General features: G+C 66.5%; 14 protein-coding genes and 4 pseudogenes. 6 read left to right on the forward strand and 12 right to left on the reverse strand.

The features are described from left to right. Window positions 1–212: 212 nt before the first annotated feature. Together IE264_RS34550 and IE264_RS34555 are read right to left on the reverse strand one after the other, a co-directional pair. On the reverse strand, window positions 213–2,006 hold the full coding sequence (locus tag IE264_RS34550) for a WD40 repeat domain-containing protein (RefSeq protein ID WP_190167844.1): 1,794 nt from the start codon (window positions 2,004–2,006) through the stop codon (window positions 213–215). A 502-nt stretch (window positions 2,007–2,508) separates the two neighbouring features. Beyond that, complete coding sequence (locus IE264_RS34555; protein WP_190167845.1) at window positions 2,509–4,554, reverse strand: AAA family ATPase; 2,046 nt, start codon at window positions 4,552–4,554, stop codon at window positions 2,509–2,511. A gap of 123 nt (window positions 4,555–4,677) precedes the next feature. On the opposite strand from IE264_RS34555, the gene IE264_RS34560 reads away from it, so the two are divergent. Further along, on the forward strand, window positions 4,678–6,078 hold the full coding sequence (locus IE264_RS34560; protein ID WP_190167846.1) for a lipase/acyltransferase domain-containing protein: 1,401 nt from the start codon (window positions 4,678–4,680) through the stop codon (window positions 6,076–6,078). Between the two features lie 788 nt (window positions 6,079–6,866). Here the strand turns inward: IE264_RS34560 and IE264_RS34565 are convergent. The 3 genes from IE264_RS34565 to IE264_RS34575 all read right to left on the reverse strand — a co-directional run bounded on the left by IE264_RS34565 (window position 6,867) and on the right by IE264_RS34575 (window position 11,131). Then, window positions 6,867–7,208, reverse strand: coding sequence for a hypothetical protein (locus IE264_RS34565; RefSeq protein ID WP_190167847.1), 342 nt, complete (start codon window positions 7,206–7,208; stop codon window positions 6,867–6,869). 52 nt (window positions 7,209–7,260) lie between these two features. Next, complete coding sequence (locus IE264_RS34570) at window positions 7,261–7,737, reverse strand: hypothetical protein (RefSeq protein WP_190167848.1); 477 nt, start codon at window positions 7,735–7,737, stop codon at window positions 7,261–7,263. Between the two features lie 649 nt (window positions 7,738–8,386). Then, window positions 8,387–11,131 carry an SEL1-like repeat protein gene (locus IE264_RS34575; protein ID WP_190167849.1) on the reverse strand — a complete coding sequence of 915 codons (2,745 nt, stop codon included), beginning with the start codon at window positions 11,129–11,131 and terminating at the stop codon, window positions 8,387–8,389. A 117-nt stretch (window positions 11,132–11,248) separates the two neighbouring features. Here IE264_RS34575 and IE264_RS34580 point away from each other — a divergent pair, with 117 nt between their 5' ends. Further along, a complete protein-coding gene (locus IE264_RS34580; RefSeq protein WP_190167850.1) occupies window positions 11,249–11,446 on the forward strand; it encodes a hypothetical protein in 198 nt (65 codons plus the stop codon). Between the two features lie 578 nt (window positions 11,447–12,024). On the opposite strand, the pseudogene IE264_RS34585 reads toward IE264_RS34580, so the two are convergent. The 5 genes and pseudogenes from IE264_RS34585 to IE264_RS38820 form a co-directional block, all read right to left on the reverse strand. Further along, window positions 12,025–12,806, reverse strand: a pseudogene (locus IE264_RS34585) (ISL3 family transposase); the annotation flags it as partial. Between the two features lie 238 nt (window positions 12,807–13,044). After that, window positions 13,045–13,539: a serine protease gene (locus IE264_RS34590; protein ID WP_190167851.1), complete on the reverse strand. Its 495-nt coding sequence runs from the start codon at window positions 13,537–13,539 to the stop codon at window positions 13,045–13,047. A gap of 197 nt (window positions 13,540–13,736) precedes the next feature. After that, window positions 13,737–16,148, reverse strand: a complete 2,412-nt coding sequence (locus IE264_RS34595) for a tetratricopeptide repeat protein (protein ID WP_229887930.1) — start codon at window positions 16,146–16,148, stop codon at window positions 13,737–13,739. Between the two features lie 526 nt (window positions 16,149–16,674). Next, window positions 16,675–16,890 (reverse strand): hypothetical protein, encoded by a 216-nt coding sequence (locus IE264_RS34600; RefSeq protein ID WP_190167853.1) that lies wholly within the window; start codon window positions 16,888–16,890, stop codon window positions 16,675–16,677. Between the two features lie 113 nt (window positions 16,891–17,003). Further along, window positions 17,004–17,768, reverse strand: a pseudogene (locus IE264_RS38820) (winged helix-turn-helix domain-containing protein); the annotation flags it as partial. Between the two features lie 424 nt (window positions 17,769–18,192). On the opposite strand from IE264_RS38820, the gene IE264_RS34615 reads away from it, so the two are divergent. The 3 genes and pseudogenes from IE264_RS34615 to IE264_RS38825 all read left to right on the forward strand — a co-directional run bounded on the left by IE264_RS34615 (window position 18,193) and on the right by IE264_RS38825 (window position 21,016). Beyond that, window positions 18,193–18,780 (forward strand): hypothetical protein, encoded by a 588-nt coding sequence (locus IE264_RS34615; protein WP_190167854.1) that lies wholly within the window; start codon window positions 18,193–18,195, stop codon window positions 18,778–18,780. A gap of 47 nt (window positions 18,781–18,827) precedes the next feature. Next, entirely contained in the window at window positions 18,828–19,787 is a 960-nt protein-coding gene (locus tag IE264_RS34620) for a glycosyltransferase (RefSeq protein WP_190167855.1), read from the forward strand. Between the two features lie 160 nt (window positions 19,788–19,947). After that, window positions 19,948–21,016, forward strand: a pseudogene (locus IE264_RS38825) (IS630 family transposase). Between the two features lie 566 nt (window positions 21,017–21,582). Here the strand turns inward: IE264_RS38825 and IE264_RS34635 are convergent. Further along, window positions 21,583–22,164: a DUF4352 domain-containing protein gene (locus IE264_RS34635; RefSeq protein ID WP_190167856.1), complete on the reverse strand. Its 582-nt coding sequence runs from the start codon at window positions 22,162–22,164 to the stop codon at window positions 21,583–21,585. 419 nt (window positions 22,165–22,583) lie between these two features. Here IE264_RS34635 and IE264_RS34640 point away from each other — a divergent pair, with 419 nt between their 5' ends. Then, window positions 22,584–22,865, forward strand: a complete 282-nt coding sequence (locus IE264_RS34640) for a hypothetical protein (protein ID WP_190167857.1) — start codon at window positions 22,584–22,586, stop codon at window positions 22,863–22,865. Between the two features lie 385 nt (window positions 22,866–23,250). On the opposite strand, the pseudogene IE264_RS34645 reads toward IE264_RS34640, so the two are convergent. Then, window positions 23,251–23,766: pseudogene (locus tag IE264_RS34645) on the reverse strand (tetratricopeptide repeat protein); the annotation flags it as partial. Window positions 23,767–23,839: the final 73 nt, after the last annotated feature.

The following is a 23,839-nucleotide window of genomic DNA, read 5'->3' on the forward strand; positions in this document are numbered from 1 at the left end:
TGGGTTCCGCAACGATCACAGGAAACACCGCCGGAGAGCGGTGCTCTAACGCAACGATCATCGATCCTCATTTGGGTCAGATAGATGCCAGGCGTCCGTGCTGGCAGGTGGAAGTAGAGATTCTCCAGGCGTTGCCGGTGCGCTGTGCGGTTCACCGGTAACGGGTTGGGCGCACATGGCGGTGCGTTGCAGCACGCCCGGCGCACCCTGTCTCACAACTGGTCGTGCTGCAGCCGAAATGCCATGGCCCCCGCCTCTCCGGAAGCCAGAAGGATGGAGGACGTGACCTGATTTCGGTCCTGCACGGCCTTGAGGGTCTCGATGGGGGAGCCTGTGACGATCTGCAGCAGTGGTCGCGCTGCGGCAGCCGCGTCCCACACGTGGATGCTGGTCGTCCCCGCGACGGCCAAGGCGGTGCGACCGTACGGCAGTCGCAGAGAGGTAACCGCGCTCAGCTCACCGTCGGTGCAGTTCAGTGTGCGCACAGCGCGACACGTCTGCGGATCCCACAGTTTCAGGGTGCCGTCCTGCCCGGCCACAGCGATGAGCAGGTCTCCGTCTTCTGGGGTGACGAAGGCCAGATCATTGATGACATTCTGATCACATTTGATGGTGGAGCCGTGCTGCTCCAGGGTGTCGGTGTTCCAGACTCTGATGTTGCCGTCGCTTCCGCCGGAAGCTAGCAACCGGGTCTGGGAGTTCTGGTACGTGGCCAGAGACCGGACAGTGAATTCGTGATCGCCGAAACGGGCGAGCTGTTCACCGCTGGCAGGCTGCCAGACGCAGACCGTGCCGTCGGCTCCTGCACTGGCAAGCAAGTCGCCGGATGCCGAGGGCACGGTTATCAGGCTTCGGATGGGAAGCAGGTGACCTGTCATCTCCGGGCCGATCTGCCGATTGGTCTCAGGATCGACGCAGATGATGTCGTAGCCTACGGCGACTGCAAGCGCGCGGCGGGCGCCGATCTGCGGCCAGGCGAGGGCCGTGACATGCCGTCCTTTGAGGCGGGTGGTTTCCGCCCCCGTGGCAAGGTCCTTGATGATGACGCGTGACGCGCGGGCGACGGCCAGTCGGCGAGGGGCAGCGGGACACACTGCGCTTGCGGTGACTCGGTTCCACGCCTTGGGCTCCTGGCCGAAGACAGCTTCATCGACGACCCAGTTGCGCACGATGCGGTCTGCCCCGCCCGACAGCAGGCGATCTGGCTCTGGCCCGTGCCCGGGGATGCTCGTCATTGCGTTCACGGGGGAAGCGTGTGCCTGAAGCAGACCGGGAACTGCTTGCAGGTCCGGCAGTTTCCACAAGCGCAAGGTGCCATCGCCGGCAGCGGACACCAGCGCGGATGCCCCCCCGACAGAAACGAGTTGCAGGGAAGTCACCGGTACCGGGACTTCTCCCACCGGGCCTGTGTCATGCCGCCCCCTGTGTAAGGGCTGTGCTGTTTCCAGGTCGCACAGCGAGATGTTGCTGCCCTCGTCACCGACGACGTACCGACCGAGTTCCGGAAGCGCGAGCAGGGCACGGATCCGGCTGCTGTGACGGGAGTGAGGAATCAGGGAGAGTCCGTCGAAACGGTAGACGGTCTCGTGCATGCTCACAAGAAGCTGCGGTCCCGCATCTGCGCTGTTGATACCGCACAGGAGGGCGGATGAGTCCTGCAACTCGCCCAGAGGAAGGTGGTGCGGCTGGAAGCGGCCCACGTCGAAAGCCTCCACCGTGCCGTCGCTGAAGGCCGCCAGGAGTAGGCGCGGACTGCCGTCAGGGCGGTATGTGGTCAGTGAGCTGACCCAGGTCTGCTTCCTGTGCGCAATTACACGGCGGGTGAGCTGACCGTTCTCCTCTTCCACGGCCATGACGCGTCCGTCGGTACCAGCGGTGATGAGGAGGCCTCCCTCCAACGCCAAAAGGTGTGTGATGGCCCCTGAATGCAGGCTGAGCGGAACATGGACGAGGCGACCGTCATAACGCAGAATCCGCAAAGTGCCCACATTGTCGCCAGTCGCCACGTACGACGACCTCGTACCGGCCGGGCTGAGGATGCCCAGGGACGTCACTTCCGTGGGGCTGTTCGTCCATGCAGGAGTGGGAGTTACCCGGTCACTCCACAGCGGAGTGACCGGAACAGCAGTGAAGGGCGGTGCAGCCGTTTTCTCCCGACTGGTCTGTGCGGACAGGGCCGCTGCGCGCGCCAGGCAAAGGCTGGAGAGCCGTGACACCGGGCTGACCCCCCGTACGAACGGCTCCAGGGAGGCCCAGGCTTGTAACCACCCACTTCGCTCCGGGCCGCCTCCCTCCGCAGCCAGCAGACGCCGCACCTGAGAACTGCTCTCCCAAGCCAGCAGAGCGAACGGCACGTGATCGTCATCCAGGACGCGTCCCTCAGCGGCGTGTTCGGCAAGATGACGGCGCAGGTAAGGGTGTGGGGGCAGAGCGGGATCGCTTGGGACCAGCTCAGCCAACTTTGCGGCGATCTGCCGGTGGATTGCCGCCTGACGCTCATCAGGCCCTTCAGTCATTGCCTTCACCCGAGTTCAACAAGTCCCCTGCCGAGCCGAGGAGCTCAGCTGCCAGCTCTTCGTGTGCTGGCCGGTAGACGCGCCGCTCGTCCTCGACAGCTTGAGCCAGATAACCGCTCAGTCGGCCGCCGAGGAGCTTGCCGATCATCTGGTCCCACTCATCGGGCTGTAGCTGCTCGGGTAGAAGGAAGACCCCGGCAATGGCAGGCCAGACCTCTCCCCACGGAACACCCTGGCCCTTGGCGTAGGCAGACGCCTTGAGCAGGGCTAGCGCGACATGGGAAGGCAGCCCTTCTTCCTTCACCATTCTCAGGTCTCTGCGCAGGAGCCCCCGGATGCCTTGTGTCAGCGTCGCGCGTTGCCATTCACTGTTGCGGGCCAGCGCTGCCGGGTCGGGGGCGTTGCGGAGCTGGTGTCCCGCCAACCGGGCGTCGATAAAGGAGGGCCATACGGCGTCCACGATGCTGGGGAGTTCCCTCTCCAGGGCTTCAGAGGTAGGTCTTTCCCCCACCAGTGCTCGGAGGTAGAGGCGCAGGTCGTCCTTGCTGAGCAAGCTGTCCGTGCGTTCTGTTCGCGCGGCAGGAAAAACGCGGCGCAGTACCTGAAGCAAGCCTCCATCTTCCGCGGTGCCGGCCGTGGAGGGAGAGAGAGGCTGGCTAGACCGGACGCCGATCAGCAGCCTCACCGCAGGCCGCGAACCGGGTTGGCAGAACGGCACGAGGGGCTCAAGCACGTCGCTGATGATGCGTGCATGCTCCTGCGCCTCGTCCAACGCATCGACCACTATCGTCACAGGCCTGCTGCCGGCGCCCCGCACAAAATCCAGGAGTTGCTGAGTTCGGGCGGATACAGGGTCCTCGGTGGCCGAGACCGGTGCTGGGCGGATTCCCAGGGCTTGGAGGAGAGCAGTTGCTACCTGCTCGGCATCACGATTCCGTGCCAGCACCGCCGCGCGCACCGCTCCCTCCGCCGGGAATGTGCCCTCAGGTGAAGCTTCTTCTGCAGCCTTGTACAGCGGGTCAAGACGGAACAGAGGGTCACTGAGCGTCACAGCGCGTGCGATCACCGCCGACTTTCCGCTGCCAGCACAGCCGGTCAACAGCAGAACGCCGCCCTGGGAATCCGCATTGAGGAACTGAGCGATCTCCCGGTTGAGGCTTTCGCGTCCGCGGAAGTACCAGCCCGTATCGCCTTCCGTCGGTCGCCCCGTAGCCCGGTCCAGCCAGTCCTCTGCGGGCACTTGCACGTATCCGGGATTAGGCACGCACAGTGAGGGTTGATACGTGCCACCTTGGACCAGGTGATGGAGCTTGAACTTCTTCTCATCCTCAGGGCTCAGCCCTCGGGCGTACTGGGCCATGAAGTCCGGAATGCTTAGATGTGACGTTGTGATGCCGGCAGTCTGACGGAGGCGCTCAAGCGCAGCACGCAGCAGAGTGGGAAACCTTAAGACTTCAATCTTGGTAGTCAGGCCGCAAGTCACCAGCACATCTAAATTGGCGGACTCCCGACGAGTAGGCCGGATATCCTTATACAACGAATTCATATCCGGTCCCATATTGCCAGCATGGCACGTGTTCACAATGACCAGCACGTTCGTGGCATGCGAGTCCAGAGCCGCAGCCACGACATCCGCCGTGCGCACCGCTGTCGCCAGGGGACGATGGGGCACCGAGTCCGGCATCCGCAAGAAGTGAGTATCAGCCTTCCCTCCGATGCCGTGCCCGGTGATGAACACGACCAGAGCCTCGGCACGCAGTTCCCTCACCTTCTGCTGGCGCAGGAAATCCTCGACCTGATCCCGGTTTCTGAGTTCCTCGGAAGGCCCCACCTGCCGGAACGGCTGTTCCGCTCCCGGTGTCTGCCACCACTCGCCCACGACAAGCAGTTGCTGATCGATCCCAGCGGCAAACTGCTCGGAGTTGTCGTCGCTTGTGTAGTCGCGAACCCCGAGTGTCAGCAGCACGCGCTGCGCTGATGGCGCGTCACCTTGTGCCGGTACAGACTTTAACCGGACCTCGCCCCCCGTGTGCTGCATGTCACTAGTGTGACACTCATGAAGCACTCCCGGGGTGAAGTCCGACCCATACCCGCGCCGCACACCCAACCTGGCCTGATGCCCCGAGTCACCCACGATGCCGTCGTTATCGTCCCAGGAATCATGGGCAGCGAACTCTATGACACGAGCACAGACACCGTCATATGGGGCATTGCCGACGTGGGCTGGCTCACCAAGGCGTGGCTGCGCCGCAAAGGGCTCGCCTCCCTCCACCTCACACCCGAAGAACGAACGGGCGACTACCGTCGAGTTCAGGCACGCAGGCTCTTGCAAACGCCCGTCTGGAGCCCCTTCTTACGCGGCATCGAGCCTTACACGAGGCTCGTCGCTCTCGCCCAGGCCACCGCAGCTCACCACGATGCGGTAATGACCTTCCCTTACGACTGGCGTCTACCTGTCGCCGTCAACGCTCAGCGCCTAGCCGGCGAAGCCCGCACCCACTTGCACAACTGGCTCTCCAACCCAGCGCAAACCCACGCCCGGCGCCAAGCCATCGAGGACCGTCCCGCCCGACTCGTCTTCATCGCCCACTCCATGGGAGGACTGATCACCAACGCAGCCCTCACGCTCGGCGGAGACAGCGACCTGGCCGCCGACACACGCGGAATCCTCACCCTCGGCACCCCCTTTGAGGGCTCAGTCGTCGCTGCGAATATTCTCAACGCTCTCCAGGGGTCTCCCCTGCCCCTGCCCCATACCAGCCTGGCCGCGGCCGCCGCCACCATGCCAGCTGTCCACGAACTCCTGCCTCGCTTCCAATGCCTTGAGGACGGACTGGACGTACGTCGCCTGATGGCTTCAGACGTCGACGCGATCGGCGGCGACAAGGAACTGTTCACACGGGCACAGGACTTCTATACCGCCCTCTACGCTCGCCCCCTACCACCCCAGCAACCCGTCGTCGGGGTGCGTCAGGACACCGTTCAGTCCCTCACCATCACACATGGCGTCGTAAGGGCATCCGAGTACTGCTTCCTCACCAACGCAAACCGGGAACTGATCTGCGATCCCAACGGGGTGCCGCGGCGCATGCCCACCTGGGGGGACGGCACCGTCCATCGTCTGTCAGCAGCGCTGAGTACCCCTACGATCCCCGTGGCGGCTCAGCACGGAGCCTTGGCCAGTAACAAGCGAGCCCTCCCGCTCATCGAAGACTTTCTCCTGGACCACGACGCCTTGATCCGAGGTCCAGAACAGGGAGATGACGGAATCGGGCTTACCGTTCCTGACTTCGTCACCCCCAACTCGAGGTGGGAATGTGCCGTCACCGGTACCGATGACCCCGCTGAAGTAGAACTCAGCGTCGCCGCTGCCGACGGAACCTGGAGCAGCGAGCAGTTCTCTTTCGATGTTGCCGACGACGATCGGTTGAGTACCCAGGTCACTCTTCCCGACGTCGGGCTATACAGAGTTACTGCCAAGGCCGCTTACGGGCCCGAAGTCACTCAGATCGTCTTCGCCGGGCCGGACGAATCATCCCTAAAACATCTTGCAGAAGACTGAAAGAGCGTTTTGTCCAGGGCCGCTGCTCGGGGGTCGTCGTGGGGTTGCTAGGTGCTGGATGCCTGATCAGCGGCCTGTGTCTAGCAGCAGTGGGTGCTAGGTCCAGTACCTGCGCCAGCGGCCCCTGTCCGGCCTGGGGAAGGTCCCGGGGCGGGCGTCCTGCCGACGGCGGGGACGGCCTGCAGGACGCGTCATGGGGGCCGCCCCGGGACCCGGTGCTGCGTGTCCCGGCCGCAGAAGGCCTAGACCCTTGGGTGGCGGGTCGGAAGCGTTGCTCAAAGGTCCGTGCGCGGGGTCACCGGGAAGCCTGGCCGCGGTGGAGGTCCCGAGGCGGCCCTTCCACCGGGGGATCACCCGGCGTGGGCCCTGCCGGAGCCGCCCCGGGCTCCGCTTCCGGTTCTACCTCAATCCCGGGATCGGGGCCCGCTTTCCCGCCCATCCGGCGATTCGGGCCCTTTCCGCAGCTCAGGACCGTCACCTGGTACCGCCCAGGCACCGCCACCCGTCCGGTTTCAGGTCCGCGCCTACGAGCTGCCCGCGACCGAGGGAAAGAGCGGCGACCCCAGGTGGCCGGCCTTCGCCCGCTGCTGCGGCTTCGACCCCGGCGGCCCGCTGCAGTGGGAGGCGGAGGCGCTGGAGCCGGCCGAACTCCAGCGCCTGGGTTTTGCCGCCGTCGCCCCGTACGTCGACCGCGACGTCCTTGTCCGCCAGGTCGCCCTCGAGGCCGCTCAGCGCCGCGCCCTCGAGGAGCTTTTCGGCCGGTGGGGTGCGGCGTCTGAGGGTCCGTCCTAGCGTTGCACGGGGGCCTGTGCGGCCTGGGCGAAGTGCAGTACGACCGCCCTTGCTCCGGCGGCGACTTCGTCCGACAGGTCGTTGCTGCGCGGGTGAGTGGGGTGGTTCTTCACCCAGATCATGGAGAACTTGATGATCTGGTCGATGTCGCTGGGTCGCAGCAGGATCGCCTCGCCGGTGTGGAGCGGCTCGGGTTGCTGGTGCTGCCACAGCCGGTAGAAGCGGCCTTCGGCGTCGTTGAAGCCGAGGTGCCGGTCACCGTGCGGGTTGATCAGGTGGGTGGTGAAGGGCAGATCGTTCGGGCCCGGCTGCCAGGGCTGTTCCGGCTGACTCAACATGTCCTCCGTCGGTACGCGGTGATCACAACGGTGCCGAGTGTGTCAGCGCCGGTTAGGGGCGGTCCGGGCTTTTGGCCACTTCGCTTGTCCCGGGGGCCGGCGGAGTGCGGCGGCGTCCGACCGTGCCGCGGACGAGGACGTAGGGGACCACGCAGAAGGCGGCGACGTTGCAGGCGACGAGAAGGGTGAGGAACAGCCAGTAGGTGAAGCCGTGGCCGTCGGAAGCAGCGACGAGAGAGCCGTAGGTGAGGCTGATGAGGATGCCGGAAAGAGCGAGCCCGGCAGCCCAGCCCAGCCCGCTCAAGCCGAAGCCGAGACCGATGAATGACCAGAACAGGGTGGGACCGGCAAGCACCGCGATGGCCAGGAACAACGGCGCGGTGATGTCCCGGTCACCGATGAAATCCATGAGCTGCGGGACGGAGATGAAGGCCCATAAGCCGGTAAAGGCGAGGCCGATGACGACGGCCACGACCGTGATCACACGGGTGGCACGACTGACGGAAGCGGCGTTCGCGGCGTCGGTCATGAGGCAGTGGACTCCTTCTACTACGGCGGGTGAGGTGATCGGATCCAGCCCGGTATAGCCGACGCAGACCCCGCAAGAGTGCGCTTCCGAGCAAGGCGTCCAAGACCCGACCATCAAGCCGACCACTCCCGTTCCGTCCAGGTCACCTGGCAGCTGGCTCGCCGACGCGCCCGCCGAGATCCTGACCGGTCGTGGTACGCCCGCCGATGTCGTCCCCCACCACCTGCCCGCCCCGGCCCAGGCGTGATCGCCGCGCAGCCCCTCCGCGCCAGAACCTCTGCACGGTGCTCTGCGCAGAGCACCGGCTGCACCCCCGTGCCCCGCGCCCCCGGACGCCTGTCGACGTCGCGCAGATCGCGGAGGACTGCTCGAGCTCGGACACCACGGTCCACGACGCGCTTACCCGCCTCACCAACCTGCGCCTGGTCCAGCGCTCCGGCGACACCACCCTCTACCGCGTCAATCCGCGGTTCTTCTTCACCCAGAACCCAGAACTGGCCCAGCTGGCCATAGACGCCCTGGAAGCGCCCGACGTCCTGCCCGACGCCCGCGCCGGTCGCCCCCGCTGCACCTCACCCGCCGACGCCCAACGCCGCCGCCAGGTACGCGCCCCGTCTCCTGACCGGCCCCGCAGCCCGCCCCACTCACGTCAGGGGGCGGACTGTGGGCTGCTGGACACCTGCGGCACCGCCTCCGCGACTGCTGACCATGGACCCGTCGGCGTGCCATCGGGGTCCAGGCCGTACGGCCACAGTTGCTGGAGTACCTCAAGCAGGAGAGTGCGTGCAGTACTACCGTGGTCGGCGGCACGCTGAGCGAGGGTTCTGGCGCCTTCCCGGTCCCCGGCCTCCTCCCGCATCGCGGCCAGGCGGAGCAAGGTGTCGATGTCGCCGTGGTCGGCGGCACGCTGAGCGAGGGTTTCGGCGCCTTCCCGGTCCCCGGCCTCCTCCCGCATCGCGGCCAAGCCGAACAAGGCGAAGCCCTCGCCTGCACGCCGGGCGAGCGCTTCGGCGCGTTCTCTGTCGCCGGCCTTCTCCCTCATCTCGGCCAGGCGGGACAAGGCAAAGACCTCGTCGTGATCGGCAAGGCGCTGGTAGAGGATTTCGGCGCCTTCCCGGTCCCCGGCCTCCTCCCGCATCGCGGCCAAGCCGAACAAGGCGAAGCCCTCGCCCGCACGCCGGGCGAGCGCTTCGGCGCGTTCTCTGTCGCCGGCCTTCTCCCTCATCTCGGCCAGGCGGGACAAGGCAAAGACCTCGTCGTGATCGGCAAGGCGCTGGTAGAGGATTTCGGCGCCTTCCCAGTTCCCGGCCTCCTCCCGCATGGCCGCCAAGCGGAGCAAAGCGTTGGTGTCTCCATCGTCGGCCGCACGCTCGTAGAGGGTTTCGGCGCCTTCTCTGTCGCCGGCTTTCTCCCGCATCTCGGCCAGGCGGGACAAGGCGAGAGCGTCGCCATGTTGGGCAAGGCGCTGGTATAGGCTTTCGGCGCCTATCCGGTCCCCGATCCCCTCCCGCATCGCGGCCAGGCGCAGCAAGGCGAGAGTGTCGCCGTAGTCAGCGGCACGCTGAGCGAGGGTTTCGGCGCCTTCCCGGTCCCCGGCCTCCTCCCGCATCGCGGCCAAGCCGAACAAGGCGAAGCCCTCGCCCGCACGCCGGGCGAGGGCTTCGGCGCGTAGCCGGTCCCCAGCTGTCTCCCGCATGGTTGCCAGGCGGAGCAAGGCGTTGATGTCGCCGTGGTCGGCGGCACGCTGGGCGAGGGTTTCGGCGCCTTCCCGGTCCCCAGCCTCCTCCCGCATCTCGGCCAGGCGGTACAAGGCGAAGATCTCGCTGTGGTCGGCGGCACGCTGGTAGAGGGTTTCGGCGCCCTTCCGGTCGCCAACTTCCTCCCGCCTGGTAGCCAGGCGGAGCAAGGCACTGATGCCGCCGTGGTCGGCCCCAAGCTGGTCGAGGTGGTGGGCCCATTGCAGGCGGTGGCGGTTCGTGGCTGCTCGGGCGAGGGTGTCAAGGTCATCGGGCTGGGTGATGTGGATGTATGCGGCGTTCCAGAAGGAAGCGGGCGGGCACTGGTGGCGGCGGGTGGTGGCGCCATGTTGTTCGAGGTAGTCGGCGAGCCGGAAAACTGGTACCCGCGACCGGGGTGTGGGAGAGCCAGCAAGCGCGGAGGGTTTGGATGGGCGGCGTTGCGGACGGGGGGTAACCCTTCGTAGTGGGGCTTGCTTGCCGTGGACTTGTTCGGCGAGTTCGGCGTAGGCCTTCTCTGCCCAGTCCTCGGTCAGCTGATCCCAGTCGCTGTCGTGCAGATAGTCGACGGCAGCGTCAGTGAGGAAGGCTTGCGGGAGGTGCAGATTGACACCGAGCCGGCGGGCATCCATCGCCGCTTCCAGCAGAGCCTTGGCGGCCGGGCTGCCGTTCTTGTACCGCTCCAGGAGCGCGGGGCCTCCCGCGAGGTCCTGACTCAGGCGGCCATCAACGCGGGCGCGGGTGAGTGCATCGGCCAGCAACCCGTCACCACCCGCGGCCAACAGAGCTGCTGCGGCCAGGGCCGAAGCGTCAAAGGCATCAGGGACGCTCGCTGTCCGTCCGGCAAGGAGCTCCCGTACCCGGCTGTGCGGATCCTCCCTACCAGCCGCAGGCAGGGCCGTGTACTGCTTGAAGTATTCGGGCCAGAGCGTGCCCAGTACCAGCACCGGCGCTCGCTCCGGCTCGGTGAGCAGGGTGTGGACGGCGGCCGCGACCTGCTCACCGACCGCCCGGTCACCGAGGTAGTGCTGGGCTTCGTTCAGCCACACCACCGTGCGCGGTCCGACGTCGTGCAGTTCCTCCAGCGCGGCTTCCGCGCGGGTCGGGTCGAAGGGGTGCCACAACCGCCACCTCTTCTCCGCGAGCGGCTGCACGGCCTCCCAGCAGGCTCGGGTCTTGCCCGTCGAGGACTCACCGACCAGGACCAGCATCCGGCTGCCCCCCTGCCCGGCCTCTCGCACCGCCTCGGCCAGCAACCGATCGTGCTCACGGCGCACATAGCCGGGCAGCACCCGCTGCTCCACCGAACGGGAACCGCCCGGTGCGTGGCCGGCAGGGTGGACCTCCAGCGCGTGCGGTTCCCACTGCCCGATCGGCCTTCCGGGCCCTTCACCGCTCACGCCCCCGGCCGCGTCCCGCCGCAGCTCCTGCAACTCCGCGGCTGGCAGCTTCAGCACGCGTGCCAGCGCCGCCACCGTGAAGGTTGAGGGCACCCTCGCGCCCGCTTTGAACGCCTCCTGCACGGTTCCCCGGCTCAGCCCCGCCTGGCCGGCGAGCTGGCTCTTGTTCAGCCTGGCGCTGACCAGCCCGGCCTCAAGCCTTCGACGCAGTTCGGCCGAAGCCGACTCCGGCGTCCGACCGGTCCGCTCGTCGTGCATCTGCCGCCCCCGCTCCGGTGGTGTTCATTGTTCATCTTCGTCCCGATGACCCATGACGCACACCAACTCCGAGACCTTGGTCCACGTCAACACCCCACCCCCTGACAGGAGCTTGCCGTGACCACCGCCCTCATCCTCCTCACCACCGGGTTCATCCTCGTCATCGCCCTGCTGACCGCCGCCGGCGCGGGCAAGATCGCCCGCCTGGACGGCGCCACCTACCCCGCAGCACTCACCCGCGCCGCCATCGCCTTCACCACCGTCCTCACCCTCGCCATCGCGGCAACCAGCACCTTCACCACCCTCCTGAAATGACCACGAGGCAATCTGTAGACGCATGGCACCCGCAGGCCCAACGCCGTACGGGGGAGGAGCACGTACCGGGCTCTGTCCGGGGCCGGCTCCTCCGGCGGGATTCGTCACGCCGGAGGAGCCGCAGCTGGTCGGCCCCCATCGGCGGGGAATGAGAAGGGCCATCTCGAGCTGCCTCTCAGGTCTCCCTGATCCATACCGTCAAACACCGGCCTTTCCCCGTGGCTTCGCTGATCATCATGAAGCGTGTGCCGACCGGATCCGGAGACGGTTCCTGATCACCCACCTCGCGGATGCCGATGACAAGGACGGGCACTGTCGTGTCCGGGATGCGGGACAGCCGGCCGCTCTCCTGCAGGCCCTTGTCCGACTGCCCGCACGGGAACACTCCAACGAGCTCTACGCCGCCACCGCTGCCGCAGCGTTCCTCAACGCCGGCGGCCGCTCCGTGAAGGTGAGCACCGGCCAAACCGTGGACCTGGTCGAGCAGACCGCGAACGGACTCGACGTCCGCGACATCGCCACCGCCCTGACCACCTGGACCGGCTCTGTCCCGTAGTCGGTGGTGACGGAGGGTGCGGTCAGCCTAGGAGGATGCGGTGGCGTAGGAGAGGGAAGCTCGCGCGGCCGTACATCTGGCGCTTGATCAGCTTGGTTTTGTTGTTCACGCCTTCGGTGCCGCCGTTGTGGTGCGGCAGGGTGAGGGCGGCGTCGACTGCGGCGCGGTCCTTCTCGATGCCCCGGGTGAGGCATGCAGGTGGGGCAGGTCCTCGGCCTGGGCAGAGGTGATCCAGGTGCTCAGCAGGGCGGCATTGCCGTCGGCAGGATCCAGCAGCACGGCGAAGTGGTGGATGAGGTCGGCCAGGGCGGTCATCTCGTGGCAGGCAGCGCGGGCGACCTCGATACGTTCCCGCTGATGGTCCCTGAGGCGGTCGGGGCGGGTGAGCAGGTAGCGGGCCAGGCGCCGGGGCGAGAGGGCGGGTCGGTCGGCCTCGACGCGGCCCTGGTTGATGTAGCGGACCAGCAGGTTCGAGCTGCCGGTGTAGCCCAGCTCCCTGATCTCCTGCAGGAGATGGGTGACGGGGACGGCCGGGTTCTCCAGTCGGCGCTTGCGCAGGTGTTCGCGGTAGGGATCCACGAGGGTGGGCCGGTACTTGGGGGCGCGGATGAGGCGTTCGGGCTCGGTGACACGGTCGTAGCGCTTGACGGTGTTGAGAGCCAGGTTGAGGCGACGCGCGCACTCCAGAAGTCCGACTCCGCACTCGCGCAGGGCGTGGACCTGCTGCCGGCGCTCGCGGGTGGTGGCGGCCTGTCTCCCCTCAGCCGGGGGAGGGCCGACTTTCGCCCAGCAGGTGCTGTGCGCGGCTGCCATGAACGGAATCGACGAGCTCCTTCAGCTCCTCAACGCGCTCCAGCCGCTGACCCTGATCACATCGCAGCTCTTGCACCCGTAGACCGGCCACCGGCGCCCGCATTGCGCCTGTCCGGTGCTGGACGCCGGGTCGCTTTGCGCCCGGCCGAGGGAATCTCAGCCCCGTGGGGCCCGCCACTACGTGGCGGGCCCCACGGTCACGTGGACAGGAAGCGAGGACGGGTCAGATTCAGGTGCGTGCGTTCATCCAGGGCCGGTAGAACCCGACGTTGGTGTAGACGCTCGGGTAGCGGGGGCTGCAGTTGGACGCGCTGAAGCTGACGATGCCGATCTCGCGGCCGTTCTGGACCAGGGGCCCGCCACTGTCACCGAGGCAGGCGGAGGCGCCGTCGTAGCCGGTGTAGGTACAGATGTTGCCAAGGAGACCCACGGTGCTAGCCCTGTAGCGCAGGGCGCAGGTGGCGACGGGCATCACGGTCATCGTGGCCTGCTGGAGGGCGTTCGGCGGCTGGCCGGTGGCGGTGGCGAGTCCCCATCCGGTGAGGGTCGCGGGCCCGCCGAGCAGTTCGGGAAGGTCCGGGAGGGCGACGGGCTGGATGCGTGGGGTGTAGCTGAGGGGGGTCTTCAGCTTCAGGACGCCGATGTCCTTGGACGAGGCGCCGCCGGAGTTCTGGTGGTAGTTCTCGTGAATGACGAACCGTTCCCGCAGGTCCTTAGCGATCACCGAGCTCGCCTCAGCCTGGGCGAACCTCTCGGCCGCCTTGAGTCGTAACTCCTGTCGGAACTAATGCTGTTCGGCGGTCAGCCCGCCCCCTTGTGGATACCGCATGCCCCGGTGATACCGCAGGGACGACGAACCGTCAGCCCCTACGACTCAAGGAGTTCAACCTCAGTAGCCGGCCTTGGGTCAAGGCCCGACCATCATCGCCACCACTGCCCCACACTCCCCACCGGCCGCCTCCATATGACTTCGCTGCTGGTCTCATTAGGCGCCTGTCCGACCACCTGCCCGCCGTGCACAAGGCGAGCTGCGGGCTGTTGATCACCCAAGCCACTTACCTTGCTTACTGCCCAAGGACGCGTCGGTGTGCCATCCGGGTCCAAGCCGTACGGCCACAACCGCCTTAATGCCCTACCCATAGCCGTAGCAGAGACGCCAGCGCTCCAGCCCCGATCGGCAGCGCGCTGGGCAAGGGCTTCTACGCTCTCCCTGTCCCCAGCCTCCTGCCGCATCCGTAGCAGCCTGGCCATGATGTCGGTGCGGCCTTGCTCAGCGGCAGCCTGCGCGATGGATTCTGCGCCCTCCCGGTCCCCAGCTCGCTCCCGCATCTGAGTCAGGATGATCCAGGTCTCGCGGTCTCTGTAGTCACCTGCGTACTGGGCGAGGGATTCTGCACTCTCCCTGTCCCCAGCTTCCTCCCGTAACCGCGCCAGGCTGACCCAAGCGTAGTTGTCGTCATGGCTGGCAGCGCGGTGGTACATGATCTCCGCGCCCTCCCTGTCCCCAGCTCGCTCCCGCAACCGTGCCAGGCCGACCAGAGCGTAGGTGTCGCCGTAGTCGGCGGCGCGCTGGTAGAGAGTTTCTGCACTCTCCAAGTCTCCAGTTTCCTCACGCAACCGGGCCAGCCTGGCCAAGGCGTAGCTGTCGCCGTGGCTGGCAGCGCGGTGGTACAGGGTTTCGGCGCCCTCCCGGTCCCCAACCTCCTCCCGCAACCGCGCCAGACTCACCAACGCGTAGGGGTGGTCGGTGTCCTGGTAGAGGATTGCAGCGCCCGCCTCGCCTCCAGCCTCCTCCCCCAACCGCGCTACGGCGATCATGGCAAGGGTTCGACCGGGGTGATCGGGGCACCGGTCGAGAGTTTCGGCGCCCTCCCGGTCTCCAACCTCCTCCCGCATCCGCGCCAGACTCACCAACGCGTAGCTGTCGCCGTGGGTGATGGCGCGCTGGTACAGGTTTTCGGCGCCCTCGCGGTCCCCAGCCTCCTCCCGCAACCGCGCCAGACTCACCAACGCGTCGGTGTCGTCGTAGTCGGCGGCGCGCTGGTACAGGTTTTCGGCGCCCTCGCGGTCCCCAGCCTCCTCCCGCAACCGCGCCAGACTGATCCAGGCGTAGCTGTCGCCGGGGTGGTCGTCGTCGTGTTGGAGGGTTTTGGGGCCCTCCCGGTCCCCAGCCTCCTCCCGCAACCGCGCCATGGCAATCAGGGCGTAGCTGTCGCCGTGGCTGGCGGCGCGCTGGTAGAGGTGATGGGCCCATTGCAGGCGGTGGCGTGCCTCGGCGGCTTGGGCGAGCTCTTTGAGTTCATCCAGCTGGGTGACGTGGATGTGTGCGGCGTCCCAGAAGGAGACAGGCGGACACCGATGGCGGCGGATGCTACGACCGTGTTGTTCCAAGTAGTCGGCAAGCCGGAAGACCGGACCCTGGAGCCGTAATGTGGCAACACCAGCAGGAGCAGAAGATACGGGTGGGCACCGTTGCGGGCGCGGGGAAACTCTGCGGAGAGGAGCTTGTTTGCCGTGTACATGTTCGGCGAGCTCGGCGTACGCCTTCTCCGCCCAGTTTTCGGTGCGCTGATCCCAATCGCTGTTGTGGAAGTAGTCAACGGCGGCGTCAGTGAGGAAGGCCTGCGGGAGGTGCAAGCCGACGCCGAGCCGGCGGGCGTCCATCGCCGCTTCCAGCAGAGCCCTGGCCGCAGGGCTACCGTTCTCGTACCGCTCCAGGAGCGCGGGACCGCCCGCGAGGTCCTGGCACAAGCGCCCATCGGCACGGGCGCGAGTCAGAGCGTCGGCCAGCAGCACATCGTCCTGGGCCAGCAAAGCCGCCGCAGTCAGATCTGAAGCATCGAAGGATTCAGGGACGCTCGTCGTCCGTCCGGCGAGGAGCTCCCGCACCCTGCTGTGCGGATCAGCACCATCAGCGCCCGGCAGGGCCGTGTACTGCGTGAAGTATTGGTGCCACAGCGTGCCCAACACCAGCACTGGCGCCCGTTTCGGCTCTACGAGCAGCGCGTGAACCGCAGCTGCGATCTGCTCGCCGAACGCCCGGTCACCGAAGTAGTGCTGGGCCTCGTTCAGCCACACCACCGTGCGCGGCCCGACCTCGTGCAACTCCTCCAAGGCGGCCTCGGCCCTGGTTGGGTCGAAGGGGTGCCACAACCGCCACCCCTTTGCCGCGAGCGGCTGCACCGCCTCCCAGCAGGCCCGGGTCTTGCCCGTCGAGGACTCACCCACCAGGACCGCCATCCGGCTGTAGCCCTGCCCGGCCTCCCGCACCGCCTCCGCCAGCACCCGATCGTGCTCACGATGCACATACCCCGGCAGCACCCGCTGCTCCACCGAGCCCGATCCACCCGGCGCAGGGCCAGCCGGGTGCACCTCCAACGCATGCGGTTGCCACTGATGGATCGGCCGTCCAGGGCCTTCACCGCTCACACCCCCGACGGCGTCCCTCCGCAGCTCCTGCAGCTCCGCCACCGGCAGCTTCAGAACACGCGCCAGCTCCCCCACCGTGAACTCCGAGGGCACACTTCCACCCTCCTTCAACGCCATATGCACGGTCGTCCGACTCAACCGAGCTTGTGTTCCAAGCTGCGTCCTGTTGAGCCCCGCTCTGGCCAACCCGTCCGTAAGCCTTCGGCGCAGTTCGGCCAAAGCCGACTCCGGCGTCCGACCGGACCGCTCCTCGCCCACCTACGCCCCCGATCCGCTGCCATGTTCAGTGTTCATCTTCGTCCCTTTGAACCCTGACGAACGGCAACTTCGACACCTTGGCCCACGCCAACACCCCACCCCCAAGGAGGACTTGCCCTGACCACCATCCTTGTCCTCCTCACCACCGGAGTCATTATCGTCATCGCGCTGCTCACCGCCACCGCCGCAGGCAAGATCGCCCGCCTCGACGGCGCCACCTACCGCGGTCGACTCCGGCGACGAGGTCGGGGACGGGGATGCCGTAGTGGGCGGAGAACCGGTCGAGGTCGTCCAGTGTCCAGGTGGGGACGCCGGACAGCTTGCGGCTGATCCAGGTCTGCAGCGCGGCCGGGGCGTCGCCGACTGGCCGGGCGCCAGTGGGACCCATCCCCGCGGGCGAGGGGAGCAGCCGCCTATAACCCCCCAAGAGCCGCGCGCCCCGGGAACATCCCCGCTCGGTCGGCCCCGGTCCCCCAGAGTTGATGATGCTCAGAGCGGCTTACCTCCGCTCGCGCGGGGAGAACGGATTGCCAGGTAGTGGTAGTCCTTCCAGCCGAAGCCCTTCGGTTCGTTCTTGCGGCCCCGGTACTCACGGATCGCGTAGAACAAACGGGACCGCTCACCCGGCTTGTAGCAGGTCATCCCCGCCATGGACACTCGGCCCGATCCCCGCCCGCGCACGCGGACGACCGGAGTGCTCCCCCTGCGGCCCCAGGTCCTGGCACGCGGCGGCGTCATCGACTGGCGAGCCTCGCCCTCGAAGACCACCCAGCCGCTGTTCGCCGCTGCGGTGCTCTTACCCGCGGCCGCACCTCTCGTTTCCACAACTCCACCGCGTCGTCGTCACGCTCGATCGCGCGCCGGGTCGGCTGCTGCCAGGACCAGCCATGGCGCCGCAGAAGTCGCCACGTTCCCTCCACGGTGTACGAGACGCGGAACAGCTGGCCGATCGCCATCTTCACACGGGCCAGCGTCCATCGCTGGTCGGCCCACCCGTGTGCCAGCGGACCGCGCTCCAACGCCCTCTCCAACCTGGCTATCTGCGCGTCAGATAGCCAGGGTCGACCGGGTGACCCCTTGGAGGCCATTCCGGCGTGGCCGCCCTCGCGCCACTGGCGTCGCCAACGCTCCACCGACCGTTCCGAGGCCCGCAGCGTGGCAGCGATCTCCCGGCTCTTCCTCGAAGCACGTCACGGCCTGGCGCCGGACCCGCTCCCGCGCGTCTCTCTCGACGTCGGTCAAGTCGCCGCCCTGCGTATATCTCACCGAAGAGGACTACCGAGGCCACCTTCACGCTGTCTGGCGAACAGCCCGACATCACCCGATCAGTTCAGTAAAACCCTGGCATCGGTGTTTCCGTTTCTCCATATTCCTCCGACCTCATCGGATAGGGTTCCGACAAGTCCATATGGGGACGTAATCTATAGACGAGATGGGGGGGAATGTCAAGGGCCGGACTGGAAAAACTAGCCAAAAGCAGGTCCGAGATCTAGCACGACCTCGCTGACGCGACCAGCGTCGTGCGCACATTTTGGCTTCACGCCACTACGCCCGATGAGAGCAAAGCGATGACCATGTGCGTCTGCTCAGCAGTCGAGGCGCGCTACAGCGAATGTATCGGCAGATGTTCCCCAAACGGCAGGCGTATCCCTCATATTTCAGCACCTGAGTATAGAGAGGTCGCGGCGACATGACTACGACGACACGTGCGGAAAAGATTGAATACCTTAGAGATATCTCTACCCGCATTCAGCAGATGACCACGGGAGCGGAGAGGTTTGTCTACTTCGCCGGACTAATAGCCGCCGCCACTGTCAAAATTGGAGTGATCGATAATAATGCTCTCGTCATTATCGTCGCCCCATACGCACTGGCTTTTGTAATTACCTATCAGATCCAAATGTACACAGACGTCGAGTATCTTCAGGGAGTGCGCGAAAAGGTTGAGATTTCAGTTAACCCCACCCATCAGGAGGTCATCCTGATGGAAAGATTAGTGATTACAAGAAAATACCGGAATCGACTTAGCGTTAACCTAACTCAGACCTTCTATGGTCTGGGAATGGTGGCTTTCATCGTTTACAGCGGCGTGCGCAGCCACGCGCACTCATGGGCTGGAGTGAACCTACTCTTCTTCAACATACTGGGACTACTTGCCTGCCTCACCCTCCTGGGGGCGGCTATCTACGAACTGCGACGCGCCGGAGTAACGGTGAATGCCCGGATCACCAGCACGATGTCTAGTTCCCGACCAGAATGCGATGGTTCATCGATTTGAAGGTAAATCAATTCTCGGAGAGCCGTTACTCCTCGCACGCTCACGGGGTGCACTCGGTCTTCTCAGATACGGTCACGGCTCTGCAGGACATTTCTGGCATGCACCTCGGGGTCAACCGGTGGTGGCGGGACGGAATCCTGCATGTCCACACAGTGGGACCTTTGTCCCTGGCGAAGATGCTGCATCACAAGGGCCTCACAGTTGCGTCCGCGCATCTTACATCCGATTCGCTTAGGGGCAGCATAGCTGGCGCAAGGCACTATTCCAGCTTCTCGGCCAGGTATCTGCAAGCGTTTTACAACAGTGCCGATGTCGTTCTTGCCGTGAGCTCCGACGTCAAGTCATTGCTTATCAAAGATGCAGTGACCAAACCGGTCGTCGTGCTTCCAAATCGGGTCCCTCGAAACCTGTTCTTTTCCGACCTCCGGAGCAAGGATGAAGCGCGCTCGCAACTGGGTTTGGACCCTGACGCAAAAATCGTCCTATGTGTTGCCCAACTCCAACCGCGAAAGCGCCCTGACGTTTTTATCGAGTGCGCCAGGAACTATCCCGAAGCTACTTTCGTTTGGGTTGGGGACTCGCTTTTTGGGCCACTCTCAGCAGAACGCAGGTCTCTACGTCAGAAGATGTCCGACGCCCCGAGAAATGTTCGCTTCACTGGCGTAGTGGACCGCCAAAATGTCGCCCAGTGGTGCCGGTCGGCAGACCTCTTTTTTTTCCCCTCCGAGCAGGAGACGTTCGGTCTCGCCGCCCTCGAAGCAGCCTCGACTGGCTTGCCTCTAGTCCTCCGCGACTTGTCCGTTTATGACGACCTGTTTGGACGCCGTGGCACGGATTGGATCTCCGCTGCCACTGTCAGTGAGTTCACCCGGGCAGTACGGCAAGTCCTATCCGACATGCCGCTCAGGCAGTCCCTGTCCCGTAACGCCGTTGAAACATCCGAGAAGTTCGGACTCCAGACACTGGCGGAATCCTTGATCAATATTTACGAGGAATTTCAGACCTGATCCCCCCATCGGTCCAGTTACGTAAGAGAAGCCTGGAACTTCAGTACGAGGAGCTCAAGTGAACCGTTCCGGGTTCGGTAGCAATGCCGCTTATTACTGAGGTTGAACTCGTGGAGTCGTAGGGGCTGACGGCTCCTCGCCGGTGCGGTATCACCGGGGCATGCGGTATTCACAAGGGGGCGGGCTGACCGCCGAACGGCAGCGGTTCCCCGAGGAGTTACGGCTGAAGGCCGCCGAGAGGTTCGCCCAGGGCGAGGCGAGCTCGGTGATCGCCAGGGACCTGCGGGTCAGCGTCCGCTCGGTGCAGCGGTGGCGGCGGACGTGGGATGAGGGGGGTCCGCGGGCTCTGCGGTCACAGGGTCCGGCATCGTTGCCGAGGCTGAGCGAGAAGCAGTTCGCGCAGTTGGAGGTGGTGGAGCTGGCCAAGGGGCCGGCCGCTCACGGCTGAGAGGACCAGCGCTGGACCCTGAGCCGGGTGAAGACGGTGATCGGTCGGCGCTTCCACCTGACCTACACGATCCAGGGCGTGCGCAAGCTCCTGGTGCGCAACGGCTGGTCCTGCCAGGTCCCGGCCCGCCGCGCCATCGAGCAGGACGACGAGGCGGTGGCCGGTTGGGTCAAGGAGGTGTGGCCCTGCGCGGAAGACTCGCGGCGGTGAGTGGAGCCTGGCTCGTCTTCGAGGACGAAGCCGGATTCTCCATGACGCCGCCGCAAGCGAAGACCTGGTCACAGCGCGGCCGGACCCCGGTGGTGCGGGTCCGCGGCCGTTCCCGCAGGCGGATATCGATCGCCGCGCTGACCTGCTACAAACCCGGCCACCGGTCCTGGCTGATCTACCGGCCGCGCCGGGACGACGGCCGACCGACGGACGTAAGAGCTTCTCCTGGCGCGACTACCGGGACCTGCTGATCGCAGCTCACCAGCAGCTCGGCGGCCCGATCGTCCTGGTCTGGGACAACCTCAACGTCCACAAGGCCGCCGGCCTGCGGGATTTCGCCGACTCCCGGGACTGGCTGACGATCTACTACCTGCCGCCCTACGCACCCGACCTCAACCCCGTCGAGGGGATCTGGTCCCTCCTACGACGCGGCTGGCTCTCCAACGTCGCCTTCTCCACCCCCGAACACCTCGTCCAGCGCATCCGACACGGCCTACGCCACATCCAATACCGCAGCCACCTCATAGACGGCTGCCTCGCTGAGACCGGCTTGACCATCAGAACCACCTGAGCGACCCAGCGACATCACGAGTTCAACCTCAGTAGCAGCGGGGTCGCCACGGGCGGCACAGCCTCTACAGCCGCGGGTAGGTGCGGCCGCCGTGCCGGGGGAGGGCTGCGGGGTCATCGCCATGCTCGGTGGGTGCGCTGGCTTCCAGGGTGAGGTGCAACGACGCTCCGGCGCTCCCGAACACCCGGGACAGACCGGCCCGGGGCCACTGACGTAGGTGGCCCGAGCCTCCAGGCGGCCCCGGAGGGAACACAGAACCCCCCGGCGCCAGCGAGGCCGAGACAGAGGGTTCGCCGAGCCGGTGGTGTTCAGGTGGTCCTACGTTGTTCGTGGGTTGGGCGGTGTGACCGCCATCGGGATGGTCGTCGTCCCGATCGTGGTCCGGTGACGCCCCGCCCCGGTGGGCAAGCCCTGGGTGTCACGCCGCCTTGCCCCTAGATGTCACCCGGACGGGAAACCTACCCACCCGCACAGCCTGGCACCACAGGGCCTCTGGTCCCCGGCGCGTGCGCGAAGCCTGGGGTCGGGTGCCGTAAGGGCTGTGCGGACGGGCGGTGTGCCGAAAGTCAGGAGACCTTCCACTGTCCGGTCTGGTTCGCGAATCCGGAGTCGAGGGCGAGCTGCACGGTGACGATCTTCGAGGCCTTGGGTACCTCGAAGACGATCCAGCCGAGGACCTTCTCGCCCGGGGGGACGTTCGCGTCCGAGGTCATCGCGGGTCCGTTGGCGATCTCCGCGAAGGTGGAGGAGAACCTCTGGCCGTCGGCGTCGGCGACCTGGGCTCCGTTCGCGGGGCTGTCCGTGTAGGGGGCGGTTCCTGTGTTGGTGAGCTGGAACTGGGCGGCGACGAAGCGCTTTCCGGCGGAGGGCTCGGTGTACTCGTCGCCGGGCTGGGCGTTGGCGTCCCACTTCTTGAGGACGGCGTCGACCTTCAGGTCGTCTTCCGTGCCCTTGAGGGTGATGGTGTCGCCGGCCTTCGCGACGCTGGCCTTGGTCGGCTCGGCTTCGGGCTCGGCGTCGGCCTGCTTGGTGGGTGCTTCGGCGGCGCCGGTCTTGCTGGGTGTGCTGGTGATCTCGTCGCCGGTGCAGGCGGTGGTGGTGAGGAGTAAGCCGGCCGTGATGATCGCGGCGACGGTGGTGCGGCGCATGGTGCCCCCTGGGTGCGGTGCGTGAAGGGTCATCATGACGCGGGGGTGGACGTGATGTGTGGGGTTCGCGGGGATTGCGTTAATGCTGTTGCTGACTCGTATCGCAGTCGCGACGCGGTGGCCCGGTGGTCTGCTCCGGTTACAGCGCTTCCTAGGGCACGTCGTGCCGCCACCCCACCGGCCAGTGGGGGAGGGGGCGTACACGCTGCGGCCTCCTGGGTAGGCGCAGCCCTCGCTGATGAGCGCGGTCCACGCGACGTCGTCGGTCGGGTCGATGGGGCGGTGGAGCCGTCGAGCGGGCCGCCGTGCAGCGTCACCGTGACGGTCGGTGCTGGTGTCTGCTCGCGCGGGTCGGCGACTACCACGATGACTCCGGCGATCTGGTCGTCGGTCAGCTCCACACCCCTGTCCTTCCGGACGTGAGCGCGACCGCCGACGCGCGGGTGGTTGGCTCCGTCGGGCTCCGCCGCCGCCCCCGGCGCCTCGCACTCCTCCTGCCCGATACGAGCCAACCGCGGCTGTCCGCGACCCTTCCCCCGGCCCTGGCCGCTTGGCTCGGCGCAGCACTCGCGGACGCGCCCGCCACGGGGGAGCGGCGGGCGGGCGACGAGACGTACACGGCGCTCGACACCGAGCTGATGGTCGAAGTGCTCGCCGGGTCCGGCCGCCACGGCACGCTGACCGTCGTCCGGATGCGCTGATTCGGCGCAGCGGGGTACGAGGGCGCAGCGAGGCGCAGGGGAGCAGCGGGGCGCAGGGGAGCAGCGGGGCTCAGCCGGGCCGGGGGCCCGGAGTTCTCCGGAGTGGCCGGGGGCGGGGCGTTGACGTGGCGCCGCGTGCGGGGGTGATCCGCTGCGCTCCTCACCCCCGCAGGGCGTGCCGGTCCGCTGCGCTTCCCCTGGCCGCGCGCTGCGCGCTCTCACGCCTGAGGCTGCCCGGCCCGCCGTCCGCTGGGCTCCCCGGCCGTGCGCTGCGCGCTCTCGGCCCACGACCCTCCCCGCGAGCGGCACGGCCGCGAGCCCGGCAGCCGTAAGCCTGGCCTCTCCGTCCTGTGCGCAGGCGAGAGGACGGCGAAAGGTGGGAAGCTCAGCTGGAGGCACGCCCGACGATCAGGCCATGGCACTGCCGCGCCCGGTCCCCCACCTCACCCTCCAACAGAGCCAGCTCGGTCAGATAGCCGACCACCTCAGCGATATCACCAGCACCTGGATGCGTAGCGAGCACCCCTGCAGTCGCCTCCGGCACCATGTTCTGCGGTTCGATAAGCAGGGCCTGAAAAAGGTGCAAGAAGCTTGCTTCAGGTTCGTCTGGGCTCTCGGAGGACGTGAGCAGCTGACGCCACTGCTCCCTGAATGTCTCGAACCGTCCTTCCACCGTTTCGAGCATGAGCTTCTCGAATGCGCAGCCGAGATCGTCAGGGTGCGCTTCGGCAGCCTGCTCCACATCCATACGCGCCTCCTCACGATGCCCCGCCTGCCGGTGAGCCTGACTGCGGGAGGCGAGTGCCCAGGCGTATGTGGGGTTGAGTTCGAGTGCGGCGGTGTAGTCGGTGATGGCCTCGTTGTACCGGCCAGCCTGCCGGTGGGCTTCTCCCCGTTGGGCGAGTGCCCAGGCGTGGGACTGTAAAACGTTCGGTGTAACTCCCGATCATGGAAGATGCATCGATGACCAGCAA

Origin of the sequence: Streptomyces microflavus, assembly GCF_014650075.1 — a bacterium.
Taxonomy (GTDB): Bacteria; Actinomycetota; Actinomycetes; order Streptomycetales; family Streptomycetaceae; genus Streptomyces; species Streptomyces microflavus.